The 15,919-nt window shown below is 74.4% G+C and carries 13 protein-coding genes and 1 pseudogene; 4 read left to right on the top strand and 10 right to left on the bottom strand.

What is annotated here, in order from left to right:
• Positions 1-547: 547 nt before the first annotated feature.
• Positions 548-1,552: a stage II sporulation protein M gene (locus tag ACQRUO_RS33540; RefSeq protein WP_428319917.1), complete on the bottom strand. Its 1,005-nt coding sequence runs from the start codon at positions 1,550-1,552 to the stop codon at positions 548-550.
• Between the two features lie 263 nt (positions 1,553-1,815).
• On the opposite strand from ACQRUO_RS33540, the gene ACQRUO_RS33535 reads away from it, so the two are divergent.
• The gene (locus ACQRUO_RS33535; RefSeq protein ID WP_428319916.1) at positions 1,816-2,763 is read left to right on the top strand and encodes an RDD family protein; all 948 of its coding nucleotides are present in this window, start codon (positions 1,816-1,818) and stop codon (positions 2,761-2,763) included.
• Positions 2,764-2,790: 27 nt separating this feature from the next.
• Here ACQRUO_RS33535 and ACQRUO_RS33530 read toward each other — a convergent pair whose 3' ends face one another.
• Positions 2,791-3,420: a hypothetical protein gene (locus ACQRUO_RS33530; protein WP_428319915.1), complete on the bottom strand. Its 630-nt coding sequence runs from the start codon at positions 3,418-3,420 to the stop codon at positions 2,791-2,793.
• A gap of 106 nt (positions 3,421-3,526) precedes the next feature.
• Here ACQRUO_RS33530 and ACQRUO_RS33525 point away from each other — a divergent pair, with 106 nt between their 5' ends.
• Complete coding sequence (locus tag ACQRUO_RS33525) at positions 3,527-4,057, top strand: SigE family RNA polymerase sigma factor (protein ID WP_428319914.1); 531 nt, start codon at positions 3,527-3,529, stop codon at positions 4,055-4,057.
• A complete protein-coding gene (locus tag ACQRUO_RS33520) occupies positions 4,054-5,145 on the top strand; it encodes a hypothetical protein (protein WP_428319913.1) in 1,092 nt (363 codons plus the stop codon). The genes ACQRUO_RS33525 and ACQRUO_RS33520 overlap by 4 nt, the downstream gene beginning before the upstream one ends.
• A gap of 107 nt (positions 5,146-5,252) precedes the next feature.
• Here ACQRUO_RS33520 and ahcY read toward each other — a convergent pair whose 3' ends face one another.
• The 6 genes from ahcY to ACQRUO_RS33490 form a co-directional block, all read right to left on the bottom strand.
• Entirely contained in the window at positions 5,253-6,698 is a 1,446-nt protein-coding gene (gene ahcY / locus ACQRUO_RS33515) for an adenosylhomocysteinase (protein ID WP_428319912.1), read from the bottom strand.
• Between the two features lie 257 nt (positions 6,699-6,955).
• Complete coding sequence (gene manA / locus ACQRUO_RS33510) at positions 6,956-8,161, bottom strand: mannose-6-phosphate isomerase, class I (RefSeq protein ID WP_428319911.1); 1,206 nt, start codon at positions 8,159-8,161, stop codon at positions 6,956-6,958.
• Positions 8,162-8,275: 114 nt separating this feature from the next.
• Entirely contained in the window at positions 8,276-9,490 is a 1,215-nt protein-coding gene (locus ACQRUO_RS33505) for an SIS domain-containing protein (protein WP_428319910.1), read from the bottom strand.
• Between the two features lie 38 nt (positions 9,491-9,528).
• Positions 9,529-9,726 (bottom strand): Trm112 family protein, encoded by a 198-nt coding sequence (locus ACQRUO_RS33500; protein WP_428319909.1) that lies wholly within the window; start codon positions 9,724-9,726, stop codon positions 9,529-9,531.
• 96 nt (positions 9,727-9,822) lie between these two features.
• Positions 9,823-11,214, bottom strand: coding sequence for a phosphomannomutase/phosphoglucomutase (locus ACQRUO_RS33495; RefSeq protein WP_428319908.1), 1,392 nt, complete (start codon positions 11,212-11,214; stop codon positions 9,823-9,825).
• 202 nt (positions 11,215-11,416) lie between these two features.
• Positions 11,417-11,788 (bottom strand): DUF3499 domain-containing protein, encoded by a 372-nt coding sequence (locus tag ACQRUO_RS33490; protein WP_428319907.1) that lies wholly within the window; start codon positions 11,786-11,788, stop codon positions 11,417-11,419.
• A gap of 139 nt (positions 11,789-11,927) precedes the next feature.
• On the opposite strand from ACQRUO_RS33490, the gene ACQRUO_RS33485 reads away from it, so the two are divergent.
• Complete coding sequence (locus ACQRUO_RS33485; RefSeq protein ID WP_428319906.1) at positions 11,928-12,410, top strand: metallopeptidase family protein; 483 nt, start codon at positions 11,928-11,930, stop codon at positions 12,408-12,410.
• A 93-nt stretch (positions 12,411-12,503) separates the two neighbouring features.
• On the opposite strand, the gene ACQRUO_RS33480 is transcribed toward ACQRUO_RS33485, so the two are convergent.
• Positions 12,504-14,171, bottom strand: coding sequence for a DUF5719 family protein (locus tag ACQRUO_RS33480; RefSeq protein ID WP_428319905.1), 1,668 nt, complete (start codon positions 14,169-14,171; stop codon positions 12,504-12,506).
• Positions 14,168-15,919: pseudogene (locus ACQRUO_RS33475) on the bottom strand (family 2 glycosyl transferase); the annotation flags it as partial. The pseudogene ACQRUO_RS33475 and the gene ACQRUO_RS33480, both read right to left, overlap by 4 nt.

The raw sequence follows: 15,919 nt of genomic DNA, 5'->3' as shown, positions 1-15,919 counted from the left end.
CCGCTCGTAATCGAGCAACACACTCGCGCAGAGCGGCACGGCAACCACCGGAATAGGGCGGCCCCGCGCACTGCGTCCTCGCTAGTGTTATTTCAAAAGGAATCTCCAACCCCGATCAGATGATCAAGGCCGGGGATGTCAACATATCTGGCGTTGACTTTTGGCACGCTGTTGAGTTCTCAAGGAACGGACGCTTCCTTCGCAGCCACTTCCGTGGCCCCTCCGGGCTTCGTTCTTTCGTGTTCTCAGCTTATCAGATCCGATCCGCTCCGTTTACCGGGCGTTTCATTCTCCGAATTCCCGCTGAGGGGATTTCCTTCGACTGACCAGCAGAGCTTATCAAAAGCTTTGCCGTGGTCCTGCCTCGGGATTTTGACTGGCCGGGCCGCACATCCGTGGATGGCCTGCCTCGACTTGCCGTGTCGTAGACACTACGCTCGGCCGGTCCTGTTGTCCAGTCCGAGCCAACCGTTTGAATCTACTAGTCGGCCGGATCCGTGTCAATGGTTCCGGCGACGTGCAGAGAAGACTACCAGGTCAGCGGGGGTCAGGCCGCCACCGGCTGAAGGTCGGCGCGGTCGGCGGCGGCGATGTCGCCGGTCTCGCCGGCGGCCGCGGCGCGGCGGCCCAGCACCAGGGCGTAGAGCAGGAAGAGGACCTCGGCCGTCACCCCGATGCCGATCCGGGCCCAGGTGGGCAGGCCCGAGGGGGTGACGAAGGCTTCCAGCAGACCGCTGACGAAGAGCACCGCGGTCAGTCCCATCGCCATCCCGATGGTGGCGCGGCCGCGCTCGGCGAGGGCGACGGCGCGGGTGCGCGGGCCGGGGTCGATCACGGTCCAGCCGAGGCGCAGCCCCAGGCCCGCTGCGACGAAGACGGCGGTCAGCTCCAGCAGGCCGTGCGGCAGCAGCAGGCCGAGGAAGAGGTCGAGCCGGCCGGCCGAGGCCATCAGGCCGATGCCGAGCGCGAGGTTCACCACGTTCTGCGCCAGCACGTAGAGGACCGGCAGGCCCAGGAAGACGCCGAAGACCAGGCTCTGGGCGGCGACCCAGGCGTTGTTCGTCCAGACCTGGGCGGCGAAGGAGCTGGCCGGGCGGTCCGAGTAGTAGGCCTGGTACGCACCGCCGGGACGGGTCAGCTCGCGCAGCTGCTCGGGGGTGGCCAGGCTGTCCCGCACCTCGGGGTGGGTCGCTATCCACCAGGCGAGCAGCGCGCTGGCCAGCAGCGAGACCACCGCGACCGGGATCCACCAGCGGCGCGAGAGGTAGAGCGCGGCCGGGAAGCTGACGCTGAAGTAGCGGCCGACCTCGCGCCAGCCGGTGTTCCGGGTGCCGGTGACCGCGGTGCGGGCCCGGGCGACCAGCGTGGTGAGCCGGCCGACCAGGGCCGGGTCGGGGGCGGTGGCCTGGACCCGGGCGAGGTGGCCGGTGACCCGCTGGTATAGGGCGACGAGTTCGTCGGCCTCCTCGCCGGTCAGCCGGCGCCGCTTGCTGAGCGTCTCCAGCCGCGCCCACTGGGCCTGGTGGGCGGCGACGAAGACGTCCGGGTCCATGCGGATCACTCCTGGGTGGGTGGGCGTCGGGGCCGGGCTGCGCGGCTGCGGCTGCGGTCGACGGCTGGTCGAGGGGTCGGAACCGGTGCTCAGCTTGCCAGAGGCCGCCGCGGACCGGACGGCCCTTCCCCGGCTTTCCGGCTCCCCCGTATGGTTTGGGCCTCGGGGGTCGGGTGCACAGCTCCGCTCCGCGGCGGACGACGCCGCGGCTCACGGTCCCTCGCCGAACGACGGACGAACGACGAGTGGAACGGGCTGGTGCGGTGAGCGACCTGGTGACGGGTGAGGCCGTCGTCCTCGGACTTCGGCCGGCGAAGCTGCCGAGCCGGGCCCTGGCCGTGCTGCTGGACCTGCTGGTGGAGTTCGTGGCGTTCTTCCTGGTCACGCTGGCGCTGGTCAGCGTCCTCAGCGACCTCGACGGCGCTGCGGCGGCCGCGCTGGTGATCTGCCTGATGGTCTTCTTCCTGGTCGCGGTCCCGGTGCTGGTGGAGACGGTCTCGCGCGGGCGGTCGCTGGGGAAGGCGGCGCTCGGGCTGCGGGTGGTGCGGGCGGACGGCGGCCCGGCGGGCTTCCGGCACGCGCTGGTGCGGGCCCTGGTCGGGGTGTTCGAGATCATCCTGCTGACCGGCGTGCCCGCGGCGATCTGCTCCTTGGTCTCGGACGACGGGCGGCGGCTGGGCGACGTCTTCGCGGGGACGCTGGTGGTGCGGGAGCGGGTGCCGCAGACCGCCGCGCCGGGGGCGCCGATCGGGATGCCGCCACAGGTGCTGCAGGCGCTGGGCGCGGACCTGGTCCGCCTCGACCTGTCCACGGTGCCGCCCGGGCTCTGGTTGGCGATCCGCCAACTGCTGGCCCGGGCAGGGCAGTTGGACCATCAGGTGGCGCTCGACATGGCGCTGCGGCTGGCCGGCGACGTGGCCGGGCGGACCGGCTGGCCGGTGCCGGCCGGGCTGCACCCGGCGCTCTACCTGGGGGCGGTGCTGACCGAGCGGCAGCGCCGGGAGTGGCAGCGCGCGGCCGTTCCGGGCGGCCTCGTCATGCCCCCGGCGGCGCCCAGCGCACCGGTGGCCGCGCAGCCCCCCGTCACCCCGTCTGCGGCACCTATCTCGCCTCCGGCACCGATCCCGCCCCCGGCACCGATCGCGCCCGCGGCACCTGCCCCGCCCGCGCCGCCTGCCGAGAACCCCGGCGGCTTCGCGCTGCCCGGCTAGCCGGCACCAGCCCCGCCCGCACCCCGCTCACTCCCAGCTCGGCCACGGGTTGGGCGGGCTGTCCAGCTCCTCCAGCTCGATCCCGGGCGCCGCGAGCAGCACGTCACCGGTCAGGTGGACCTCACGCTGTTCGCCGGTCTCCAGGTCGGCCACCTGGTAGCGCTCGACCAGCAACGGCCCGCCGTCGGTGGCGTGCTGCTCGACGCTCTGCAGGGTCCAGCCCTGGTCGAAGGTGCGCGGCGCCAGCGCCTGACCGCCGAAGCCGACCAGCCGCACCCGGGCGCTGCCGCCCTCGGCCAGCCGCAGCAGCCGGGCGGTGGCGATCAGGAAGGCCGGCGAGTCGCCGGCGAAGCCGTGCGCGTGGTCGTGGCCCTCGCTGGCGGCGGGCCCGGTCGGGTCGGCCGGATCGGTGCGCACCCAGGCCACCCCGTCCACCGCTCCCCCGCGCACCTGCCAGCCGCCGGAGCGCAGTTCCAGCCGCAGCGGTCGGGCCCGCGAGTCGAGGGTGAGGTCGACCGTGCCGAGTTGGTCGCCGTCCGGCGTGAAGCTCTTGGAGACGTAGCGCCAGCCGGCGGGCCCGGGTGCGCAGCTGAAGCGCTCGCTGCCGAGCGGGGTCCCGTCGTGCGGGTCGTGCAGGGAGTAGCGGCCGTTGGGCATGGATCGAAGCCTACGTGCAACCTTCCGGTGCACCGGTTGCATCAGGGAGGCGGGCGGCGCCGCGACGGCGCCGGGGAGCGGCCCACGAGAGAGGCGACCGTCGGACATGGCGCGGACCGACCGGGACACGGAGTTCACCGAGTTCGTCGCCTCCCGTGCGGGGTGGCTGCGCAGCGTGGCCTACCTGCTCTGCGGGGACTGGCATTGGGCGGACGACCTGGTGCAGGAGTGCATCACCAAGCTCTACACCCACTGGGGCCGGGCCTCCCGGGCCGAGAACCTGGACGGGTACGCCCGGCGGGTGCTGGTGAACACCTTCCTGGCCGAGCGCCGCTCGGGGTGGGGACGGTGGGTCGCGCGACTGCGCGGCGAGCCCGGGCCGGAGCTGGATCACCCGGTCGAGCCGACGGACCTGGACGCGGCCCTGGACCTGCGGCAGGCGCTGGCCGCGTTACCGCCACGGCAGCGGGCCACGGTGGTGCTGCGGTACTACTGCGACCTGTCCGTGGAGCAGACCGCCGAGGCGCTCGACTGCTCGGCCGGCAACGTCAAGAGTCAGACCTCGCGCGGCCTGGGGGCGCTGCGCCGACAGCTGGACGACTCGCTGGCCGTCCTACCGGAGGGGAGCGCCGGATGAACCCGCAGCCCGAGCAGCGAGCCCGGCCGGAGCCGCAGGAGTTGACCGAACGCCTGGTGGCGCTGGCCACCGCACCGGCGCCGCGGAGCACGGTGAGCGCCGAGGCCGCGATCCGGGCCGGCCGGACCCGGCAGGTGCGCCGCCGGCTGGCGGTGCTCGGCGCGGTCACCGCGGTGGCCGTGGCGACCGGCGGGGTGGTGGCGGCGCTGCCCGAGGCCCGGCACCCGGCGCCGGCCGCCACGGACACGGCAGCCGGGCCGGCCACCGACCCGCTGGTGGTCCCGGCGACCTTCGGGTGGTTGCCGGACGTGCTGGAGGGCGTCAGCTACCAGAGCGGCAACGGACCGAACGGGCTGGGCTTCGCCCGGGCCAGCGGTAAGCCGGTGCCCGGGCCCGACATGACCCGCGAAGGCCTCGGGCTCTGGCTGCAGGTCTACCAGCCGGGGCAGGTCCCGGTGGTCGGGCCCACCTCGGCGGGCCAACTCCAGTACCAGGTGCCGGCCGCCCCGGTGAACGGGGAGCCCGCCTACTGGCTCGCGCCGAGCCCGGACTCCCCCACCGGGGCGGACACCTTCCGCTGGCAGGCGGCGGACGGCCGCTGGGTGGAGCTGACCGTCGACAAGCCCGAGTGGTTCACCCAGAGCCAGCACGACCAGGTGGTCGCGGTGCTGCCGCGGATCGCCGCCGGGGTGCGGGTGGCGGACCAGGCCCTGCCGCTGCCGTTCCGGATCACCGGGCTGTCGCAGCGACTCCGGCCGGTGCAGCAGGAGACGACCTGGAACGAGCACTGGGCCGACGTGCAGGCCTGGCGCGGCAGCTTCGACTTCCGGGTGGCCGGGACCCAGGACGTGATCGGCGTGACGGTGGGCCCCGAACCGTACTACCCCGGGTCGGACCCGGGCCAGGTTCCGAACTCCCCCACCGAGGTGTCGAGCTGCCTGCGCGGCAACGGCCTGCGGCTCTGCGCCGACTCGCAGCAGGGCCTGGCCGCCTTCGCTCCCGTCGGCGGAGTGCAGGCCTTCCTGCAGAAGGTGCAGTTGCTGGGCATCGACCCCGAGGGATGGACCGCCGACGTCCTGGCCGGCTGACGCCGGACGGGCCGGGAACGGGCCGGGCGGCCAGTGCTCCCACGGGGGTGGGGCACTGGCCGCCCGGCCGTTGCGCGTCCGCCGAGCTCGGCTCGGCGGGCCGTTGCTCAGTAGCGGTACTGCTCCGGCTTGTACGGGCCCTCGACCGGGACGCCGATGTAGTCGGCCTGGACCTGGGTCAGCGTGGTGAGCTTGACGCCCAGCGCGTCCAGGTGCAGGCGGGCGACCTTCTCGTCCAGGTGCTTGGGGAGCACGTAGACGCCGATCGGGTACTGCTCGGTCTTGGTGAACAGCTCGATCTGCGCGATGGTCTGGTTCGCGAACGAGTTGGACATCACGAAGGACGGGTGCCCGGTCGCGTTGCCCAGGTTCAGCAGGCGGCCCTCGGAGAGCACGATGATGGTGCGGCCGTCGGCCTTGCGCCACTCGTGCACCTGCGGCTTGACCTCGGTCTTGACGACGCCCGGGAGCTTCGCCAGGCCGGCCATGTCGATCTCGTTGTCGAAGTGGCCGATGTTGCCGACGATGGCCTGGTGCTTCATCCGCTCCATGTGCGCGGCGAGGATGATGTCCTTGTTGCCGGTGGTGGTGATGAAGATGTCGGCGATCTCGACGACGTCGTCCAGGGTGGCCACCTGGTAGCCGTCCATCGCGGCCTGCAGCGCGCAGATCGGGTCGATCTCGGTGACGATGACCCGGGCGCCCTGGCCGCGCAGCGACTCGGCGCAGCCCTTGCCCACGTCGCCGTAGCCGCAGACGACCGCGACCTTGCCGCCGATCAGCACGTCGGTGGCCCGGTTGATGCCGTCGATCAGCGAGTGGCGGCAGCCGTACTTGTTGTCGAACTTCGACTTGGTCACCGAGTCGTTGACGTTGATCGCCGGGAAGAGCAGCTTGCCGTCCCGGTGCATCTCGTACAGGCGGTGCACGCCGGTGGTGGTCTCCTCGGTGACGCCCTTGATGGTGGCGGCGACCTCGGTCCACTTGCGCGGCGACTCGGCCAGGGTGCGGTTGAGCAGCTCCAGGATGATCCGGAACTCGTCGTTGTCCGCGGTGGACGGGTCCGGCGCCTCGCCGGCCTTCTCGAACTCGACGCCCTTGTGGATCAGCAGGGTGGCGTCACCGCCGTCGTCCAGGATCATGTTCGGGGTCTGGCCGTTCGGCCAGGTCAGCGCCTGCTCGGTGCACCACCAGTACTCCTCCAGGGTCTCGCCCTTCCAGGCGAAGACCGGGATGCCCTGGGGGTTCTCCGCGGTGCCCTCCGGGCCGACCGCGATCGCGGCGGCGGCGTGGTCCTGGGTGGAGAAGATGTTGCAGGAGCACCAGCGGACCTCGGCGCCGAGCGCGACCAGGGTCTCGATCAGCACGGCGGTCTGCACGGTCATGTGCAGCGAGCCGGTGATCCGGGCGCCGGCCAGCGGCCGGCTGGCGGCGTACTCCTTGCGGATGGACATCAGGCCGGGCATCTCGTGCTCGGCGAGCTGGATCTCCTTGCGGCCGAACGGGGCCAGGGAGAGGTCGGCGACCTTGAAGTCACCAGTGGTGTCGGACATGCGGGTGCTCCTCGCTGCGTGCGGCAACTGCGTACGGGTGTGCTGGACGGCGGGGCGGCACCTGGGGCACCACTCCGCTGCGCGGCACAATCCGTCGGAGGACCTCTCTCCCTCGACCGGGGCCGGAGCCCGGATCGACCGCCATCAGCAGCGACGTTTGGCACTGGTGACGAATCTACACCGCACGTCCGCGCGGCCGGGGTCGGAACGCCCGGATTCGGCCGATCCGACCGACGCCGGTGGCAGCGGGCGGGCGCTCAGAGCGTGACGGTGGCGCGGAACAGCACGCCCGCGCCGGCGAGGACGGTGTCCGCGCCGGTGGCCGGCAGGTAGGCGGACTGGCCGCGGGTCAGTTCCAGCCGCTGGCCGGCCTGGTCCGTCAGGCTGACCGCGCCCTCGGTGCAGAGCAGGATCTGGACGGCCTCGCCGGCCAGCCGGCGCTCGGTGCCGGCGGTCAGGGCGTAGCGGGAGAGCCGGAACTCGTCGATCGGGACCGGGTACAGCTCCTCGCCGTCGGCGCCCGGCACCGGCCGGCGCACCCCCGCCTCGCCCGGTTCGAAGACGACCACCCTGAGCAGCTCGGGGACGTCGATGTGCTTCGGCGTCAGGCCGCAGCGCAGCACGTTGTCCGAGTTGGCGAGGATCTCCACGCCGGTGCCCTTGAGGTAGGCGTGCGGCACGCCGGCGCCCAGGTAGACCGCCTCGCCGGGCTGCAGCCGGAAGTGGTTGAGCAGCAGCGCGGCCAGCACGCCGACGTCGCCCGGGAAGTGCTTGGCGGCGTACCGGTAGCCGGCGAAGGCCCCGGCCCAGCGCGAGCCGGGGTCGGTGGCCAGTTCGCGGTCCAGTGCCTCGGCCAGCTCGGTGACGGTGGCGGCGACCACCACCGGGTCGGTGGAGAGCACGGTCGCCAGGGTCTCGCGCAGCGCCTGCGGGGCGGGCTTGGTGCGCAGCAGGTCGGCCAGCGGGGCCAGCGCCGGCACGGCCAGTCGCTCCATCAGCTCGGCGGTGGCCAGCGGGTCGCGGAAACCGCAGAACCCGTCGAACGGCTCCAGCGCGCAGATCAGCTCCGGCTTGTGGTTGGCGTCCTTGTAGTTGCGGTGCGCGGCCCCGATCGGGATCCCGGCGGCCTCCTCGGCGGCGAAGCCGGCCCGAGCCTGCTCGAGGTCCGGGTGCACCTGGAGGGAGAGCGGGAGGTCGGCGGCCAGCACCTTGAGCAGGAACGGCAGGGTCGGGCCGAACTTCGCCACGGTCGCGGTGCCCAGCTCGGCGGCCGGGTCGGCGGCGATCACCCGATCGAGCGACTGCGGGCCGGCACCGCGGTCCACCCGGGAGGGCTCGCCGGGGTGCGCGCCCAGCCAGAGCTCGGCCTGCGGCCCGCCGGTGGGCTCGGTGCCGAGCAGGGCCGGGATCGCGGTGGTCGAGCCCCAGGCGTAGGGGCGGACGGTGTTGGCGAGGCGGTCCATGCGGCGGCCCAGCTCCTTGGTTCGGATCGACGCGGTGCTCGGAGCGGCGTTCGTGACGTATTCGAGACCCCAGACCATAACCGACCCGACTGAACGCCGATGACCAGCCGTGCGTCAGTGCTGCTCGGCCAGCCCCAGGTAGACGGCGGCGAAGTCGGTGAGCGCGACCAGCTCGGCCAGCGCGTGCAGCGGCTCCGCGCGGGTGCCGGCCAGCTCGGTCAGCCGGACCTCGTGGTCGGCGGCCAACCGGCGGGCCCGGCGCACGGTCGGCGTGGCGGGGCCGGGCTCGGGGAGCACCTCCGGCTCCACCGGCTCGGCCGGTGCCTCCTGCGGGGTGTGCCGCAGCACCAGCACCTGCACGGTCAGCGGGTCCGGCTCCTCGACCCGGTCCCGGAAGAAGTCCCCGGGGTCGGCGCCGGCGCCCAGTCTCCCGGTGATCATGCCGCGGTGGGTGCTGAGCACCTGCGGCAGCAGGCCGGCGACGGCGGGCCGGCCGGCCCGCTCGGCGAGCATCGCGGCGAACCGCTCGGCGGCCACCGCGGCCAGCGGGCCCTCGCACCACAGCAGCGGGACGGTGCCGGAGAGCTGGGCGGCCAGGTCCTTGGCCGGGTTGAGGTAGGCGGCCGCGTCCGGGCGGTAGCGCACCGCCAGTTCGTCCAGCAGGTCGGCGGCCCGGGCCAGCTGCTCGGCGGGGGCGTCGAGCACGCCGATCCGGTCGGCCAGCGCGAGCAGCGGGGTCAGGTAGGCCCAGAGCGCGCCGACCTCCTCGGCGGGCAGGTCCGGCTCGGCGGGCTCGGCGGCCGCGCTCCCGGCGAAGGCCTCCGGGTCGGCGGCCGGCAGGTAGGGCAGCGGCAGGCCGCGCACCTGGAGCGCGGCCTCGGCCAGCGGCCGGCCCTCGGGGGCGATCACCGCGATCGCGCAGCCGCGGGCGTAGGCCTGCTCGGCGAGCTTCACCAGACCGTCCTCGGTGCCGTCGGCGGAGGCCGCCACCACCAGGTCGAGCGGGCCGGCCCAGCCCGGCAGCTGCCAGCTGTGGCCCTCGCTGAACAGCGCGGCGGGGCGGGCGTCCGCCGGGGCCAGCGGCTGCACCAGCGTGCCGTTGCCGGCCAGCGCGGCCAGCGCCTCGGCGGCCGTCAGCGCGCTGCCGTGGCCGGCCACCAGGACGGCGCGCGGCCGGCCCTCGGGCTGCAGCCCGGCCAGCCCCGCGCCCTCGGCCAGGCGCAGCGCGGTGCGGACCCGGGCCCCGGCTCCGGCCAGGGCGAGCAGGGCGTGGTCCCGGTCGGCACGCCGGAGGGCGGCCGGGTCGTCGAGCAGGCTGTCGTCGAGCATGCGGCTGGACCTCCGGGTCCGCTCCGGGTGACGGGGGCTCAGGCGGGGCGGCGGGCCTCGTCCACGAGCAGCACCGGGATGCCGTCGCGGACCGGGTAGGCCAGGCCGCAGTCGGTGCCGGTGCAGACCAGCTCGGCCTGCTGCTCGGCGGCGTCCGCGCCGGTCGCGCTCTCGCGGAGCGCGGCGTGGCAGCTGGGGCAGACCAGGATCTCCAGCAGGAAGGGTTCGATCGTCATGTCGGCGCTGCTCCGTTTCAGATGTGCTCGGCCGGGGACGCGCTGCGCCCCGACCGGTGGGTCCACCCTACCGGCCGGGGCGCAGCGTGAAGTGGATCAGGCGCGGACGATCGCCAGCACCGCGTCGCGCAGTTCCGCCATCTTGGCCGGGTCCTTGGCCTCGACGTTGAGGCGCAGCAGCGGCTCGGTGTTCGAGGCGCGCAGGTTGAACCACCAGTCGGCGCCGGCCACGGTCAGGCCGTCCAGCTCGTCGACGGTGGTGCCCTCGACGTCGGCGTAGGCGGTCTTCACCGCGGCGGTCCGGCCGGCCTGGTCGGCGACCTCGCTGTTGATCTCGCCGGAGGCGGCGTAGCGGTCGTACTCGGCGGTCAGCTCGGAGAGCTCGCCCGGCTGGCCGCCGAGGGCGGCGAGCACGTGCAGCGCGGCCAGCATGCCGGTGTCGGCGCGCCAGAAGTCGCGGAAGTAGTAGTGCGCGGAGTGCTCGCCACCGAAGACCGCGTCGGTCTCGGCCATCCGCTGCTTGATGAAGGAGTGGCCGACCCGGGTGCGCACGGCCTTGCCGCCGTGCTCGGCGACCACCTCGGGCACGGTCCACGAGGTGATCAGGTTGTGGATGATGGTCGCGTTCGACTCGCCGGCCGCCTTGGCCCGGGCCAGCTCGCGCACGGCCACCAGCGCGGTGATCGCGGACGGGGAGACCGGCTCGCCGCGCTCGTCGATCACGAAGCAGCGGTCGGCGTCGCCGTCGAAGGCCAGGCCGAGGTCGGCGCCGACCTCCTTGACCTTGGCCTGCAGGTCGACCAGGTTCTTCGGGTCGAGCGGGTTGGCCTCGTGGTTCGGGAAGGTGCCGTCGAGCTCGAAGTACATCGGGACCAGGTCGAGCGGCAGGCCGTCGAAGACCACCGGGACGGTGTGGCCGCCCATGCCGTTGCCGGCGTCCACCACGACCTTGAGCGGGCGGATCGCGCTGAGGTCGACCAGGCCGAGCAGGTGGTCGGCGTAGCCGCGCAGGGTGTCCTGCTGGGTCAGCTTGCCCTCGACGGTGCCGGCGGGCGCGGCCGGAACCGACACCGTGTCGTCGTCGTTCAGCCAGCCCTGGACCAGCTCGCGGATCTCCGCCAGGCCGGTGTCCTCGCCGACCGGCGCGGCGCCCTTGCGGCACATCTTGATGCCGTTGTACTGGGCCGGGTTGTGACTGGCGGTGAACATCGCACCGGGCAGGTCGAGCTTGCCGCTCGCGTAGTACAGCTGGTCGGTGGAGCAGAGGCCGATCTCGGTGACGTCCGCGCCGTGGGCGGCGGCGCCCTCGGCGAAGGCGCGGCTCAGCTCGGGCGAGGAGGGGCGCATGTCGTGGCCGACCACGATCGCGGTCGCGCCGGTGACCGTCACGAACGCGGCACCGAAGGCGCGGGACAGGTCCTTGTCCCACTGGTCCGGGACGACGCCTCGCACGTCGTATGCCTTGACGAGCTGCTTGAGGTCGCGCACTGCGGCTCCACCCTGGTGTGAGTACGGAACGGGCTCGGTCGGCCCTCGGTCACGATACGTCGCGCCACGGGCACGGTGTGACCCCAGGGGCCCGCCCGGACAGGGGAGCAGCGTACCGGCTGGTGATGGCGCCGGAGCAACGCTCAGTCGTCGGGCGAGTGCCTCCCCAGTGCGCCGGGAGCGCGTCGGGCGGATGCGCCGCTCAGTCGTCGAGCGAGCGCAGCACCCGCAGGTGGCCGCGGCGGCCCACCTCGGAGGACTCGCCCTCGCCGGGGCGCACCGGGCGCGGGCCGCGCTCCTGCGGGCGGGCGGCCTCGCGCACGGCGTTGGCCAGCGCCTCCAGGTCGTCACTGGAACGGCGCAGCGGTCCGCTGTCGGTGGCGAGCCGGACCACCTCCCAGCCGCGCGGGGCGGTGAGGCGCTCGGCGTGCTCGGCGCACAGGTCGTAGCAGTGCGGCTCGGCGTAGGTGGCGAGCGGGCCGAGCACGGCGGTCGAGTCGGCGTACACGTACGTCAGGGTCGCCACGGCCGGCCGGCCGCACGCGGTCCGCGAACAACGACGTACAGAGCTCACGAGGGTGGACGGTACCGCACCGACGCCGCACTGGCTAAGACCCGGTACCGCGGGCTGGTTCGTGTCGTGTCCGAGCGCGCTCGGATCCCCGTTCGCGTGGTCCATTTCCTGGCCTCCAAGGACTAGGCTCGTCATTGATATGGACAGCTCCGCACCGCCACCTCCCGACACGCGATCGCCCGCGGCGCCGCCCGCCGAGCCCGTGCGCCCTCGGCGCCGCGACCGGCACGGGCGCGGCCTGCGCGGACCGCTGGCGCCGCCGCAGGTCCCGATCTCGCTGAGCCGTTCCGAGCTGTTCGAGGACTACGTGCGCGAGTCCGTGGAGCGGCTGGAGCGCCGCTGGCCGCAGCTGATCGACGTCGAGTTCGAGGTCGACGAGGTCCCCGAGACGCCGGCGGGCGAGCCGGTCGAGCCGCCCGAGGGCGGGGTGCCGCTGGGCCTGGTGGTCCCGGCCCGGCAGGGGCACAAGAGCCGGATCGTGATCTACCGCCGGCCGGTGGAGATCCGCGCCAAGGCCCGGGAGGACCGGGCGGCGCTGGTGCACGAGATCCTGATCGAGCAGGTCGCCGAGCTGCTCGGGCTCTCCCCGGACGCCATCGACCCGCGGTACGACGAGGACTGACGGACCGCCGGGCGCCCGTGGACCTCTGACGGGCCCCCGGCACCTCGACGGTCCCCGAGCCCTGGGGCCCGGGACCGTCGGGGCCGCCGGGGATCAGTGCACCAGCACTCCGGGATCCTGCGCCGCCTGCGGGACCTGGACGTAGCTGTGGTCGTCCTGGAAGTCCTGGATGGTGAACATCGGCACGTTGTTCGCCGGCACCGCCAGCACCCGGGCCGCCACCACCGGACCGCCCGAGGTGGTCTCGATGGTGACCCCGAACGGGCCGTTGCCGCCGGACGGCTCGGGCGCCCCCATGGAGACCGTGGCACCGGCCGGGACCTGGACGTCCTTGCTGGTCGACGTGCCACCGGCGGTGTTCGCCGAGGCCGTCACCCGGACCGTCGCGGCATCACCCGTCGAGGTGATCAGCAGGGTGGACGCGCCGCCGGGCCGGTTGTCCGCGACGGTGGCCCGCCGGCCCACCGGCGCGCTGCCGGTCAGCCAGGCCGAGTCGCTCTTGCCGTTGCTCGACCGGTCGATCCGCAGCGTGGCCACCACCGGGGTGGGGTGGCTCGGGTCGCTCGGGGTCAGCCGCAGCGCCGAGGCCTGCTGGCGGCTGATGCCGCCGCCCAGGTCGACGGCGTTCACCATGCCGGCCTTGACGTGGATGGACTCGAAACCGGCCGGGGTGAACCAGCCGTTCGGGCCGGAGAGCTGGATCTTCAGGTCGGCGTCGTCGTCCCCGCCGGGCGCGGCCACGATCAGCCGGGCGCCGCTGAGGTCGGCGGGCATCCCGGGCAGCACCACGGCGGGCGCCGGGTCGACCGAGGCGGGGATCCAGTCGGCACCGGCCGAGCCGTCGGCGGCGTGCAGGAAGGCGCCCACCCGGCCGCTGCGCACCGTCACCTCGACCGCCAGGTCGGTCACCTGATCGGTGATCACCGAGCTGAGCAGCACGGCGAGCGAGCCGCCGGGCGGCACGGTGAGACCGGTGCCCGCGTCGCTCTCGATCGGACCCTTGTCGCCGTACAGCCGCAGGTCGACCACGGCGGCGGTGGGCTCGGCGTTGGTCAGGCTGACGTAGTCCTTGCGGTTGCCGGCGGTGCTGGCGCCGGCGAACCAGAAGTGGGTGCCGGCGGGCTCGCAGTCCACGCCGGACAGGCCCTGGCCGTGCGGGTCGGTCACCGTGGTGGTCTGGGTGACGGTGAAGCCGGGGGCGAAGGCGCCGGTGGCGACGGCCGTGCTGCCGACCGTCTGGTCCCCGGGGTCGGCCTGGCCGACCACCGGGACGCCCGGCTTGGCCAGCACCACGCTGGCGTTGCCCGGCTGGCCGGACGCCGGCCCGGCGGGGGCGGGCGAGGCCGGCGCACCCGACGACGACCCCGCCGGCGCACCCGACGACGACCCCGCCGGCGACCCCGACGGCGACCCCGACGGCGCACCCGACGGGCCGGCGGCGCCCGGCGGCGGCACCACGTCGCCGACCGTGGCGCTGCCGCCCGACCCGGAGCCGCCGGTGCCCGGGGTGAGCGCGGTCAGCGTGGTGCTGCCGATGACGCCCTGCATCGGCTGCGGGCAGATCAGCGCGGTCCGCTCGACCTGCGCGGCCACCGGCTTGCCGGACGGCGCGGCGGCCGGCTGCGCCGGCGGGCGCAGTTCGGCCACGCCGAACACCACGGCCAGCCCGGCGACGCAGGCCAGCAGGGACAGGCCGGTGCGGCTGCGGCCGGCGGCCGCCGTCTCGCGCGGGCGGCCGAGGGCGGGGACAGGCAGTTTCATCGCGGGTCAGCTCCGTCGTGGTGCGGGTGGCCGCTGTAGCCGGCGGGGTCGTCCGGGTGGTAGCCGCCCTGGCCGGGCAGCCAGGGCTGCTGGTCGGCGGCGCCGGTCGGGTAGCCCTGCTGGTCGTAGCCGTAGCCCGGCGGGTAGGGCGGCTGCTGCGGGTAGGACTCGCCCTGGTAGCCGGCGTCGGGGTAGGGCGGGTACGGCGTGCCGGCGTACTGGTCGCCGCCGCCGTACTGCTCGGCGTACTGGTCCCCCGGGTACGGCTGCTCGGCGGGGTAGCCCTGCTCGGCGGGGTAGCCCTGCTCGGCGGGGTAGCCCTGCTCGGCGTACTGCTCGGCCGGGTATCCCTCGCCCGGGTAGGGCGCGGCGGCGTAGCTCGGCGGGTAGGGCTGCTGCGCCGCGTACGGGTCGTAGCCGTACGGGTCGGCCTGGCGGAAGTCCTCCTCGCCGTAGCCCTCCTGCGGGTAGTCCGGCCGGCCGTACGGGTCGGCCGGGCCGGCGACCGGCTCGCCCGCGCCCGGGTCGCCCGGCTCGCCGCCGGCCTGCCCGGGCAGCCCCGGGGTGCCGTAGACGCCGGGGTCGGTCTCGAGCGGCTCGCCCTCGCCCTCGCCGCGCTCGGCCATCCGGCGGGCCCGGCGGCTGCCGGGGACCGGGGCCGCCTGGGCGGCGGCCAGCGCGGCGGCGGCCACCACCTCCTCGGGCAGGTCGTCGTCCTTGGTGCTGCGCCGGCCCGGCAGCGCGAGCACCAGGACGGTGAGGCCGAGCAGCAGCTGCAGCCAGACCCAACCGGTGTGCAGCAGCGGGGTGCTGCGGGTGACGCTGAGCTTGCCGCCGCCGGCCGGCAGCTGGAAGCCCTGCGCCCAGCCGTCGATGGTGACCGGGGTGAGCGCGGTGCCGTTCAGGGTGGCCCGCCAGCCCGGGTCGGCCTGCTCGGCCAGGTGCAGCACCCGGCCGGCCGGACCGGCCGGGATGGTGGTGCTGACCGTCTCGGAGTCGGCCGGCACCGGGACCGGTGTGGTGTTCGGTGCGGTGATCACCACCCGGGTCGCCGGCAGGCCGTTGACCTGCCAGAGCGCCACGCCGTTGTCCTGGCTCAGGGCGATCAGACCGGGGGTGGTGTCCAGCACGTTCTGGACCTTGCCGATCATCGGGCCCTGGACCAGCACGAAGGCGACGCCGAAGTTCGCCAGCGCGCTCGCCTGGTCGGCGCCGGAGCCGGCCAGCAGGCTGCCGACCAGCTTGTTCAGCTTGTCCTTGGTGGTGCCGCCGGCGTCCACCGTGCCCTCGGCCTGGCCCAGGGTCAGGCCGGCGCCGCGGACCACGGTGTAGCTGACCGCGGTGGCCTGCGCGTCGCCGCTGAGCACCAGGGTGTTGGACCGGTCGGTGGTGGTGGCCTCCTCGGCGATGAAGGCGGGCACCTGGGCGGCGCCGGTGCGGTGCAGCGGGCCGTCGGCGCCGGCGATCGCCCACCAGAAGCCGGTGCCGAGCGGGGCCAGCACGGCCGCCAGCACCACCAGCGCGGCCACCGGTTGGCGCCAGCCGAAGGCGATCCCGGCGACGCGCGCGTTGGCGCCGTCGGCGCCGATCGCGGCCGCGGCCAGCAGCGCGATGCCGGCCAGCAGGGTGGCCGGGCCGGCCCAGGCGGCCACCGGCAGGCCGCCGGAGGCCGGGGTGACGCTGGTGCCGGCCACCGCGACGGCGAAGACCAGTCCGGCGCCGGCCGCGGCCCAGGCCGCGAGCACGGC

The sequence above is a fragment of the Kitasatospora sp. LaBMicrA B282 genome (genome assembly GCF_050325825.1).
In the GTDB taxonomy this organism is placed as follows: Bacteria; Actinomycetota; Actinomycetes; order Streptomycetales; family Streptomycetaceae; genus Kitasatospora.
This window is presented reverse-complemented; position numbering and strand designations above follow the sequence as displayed.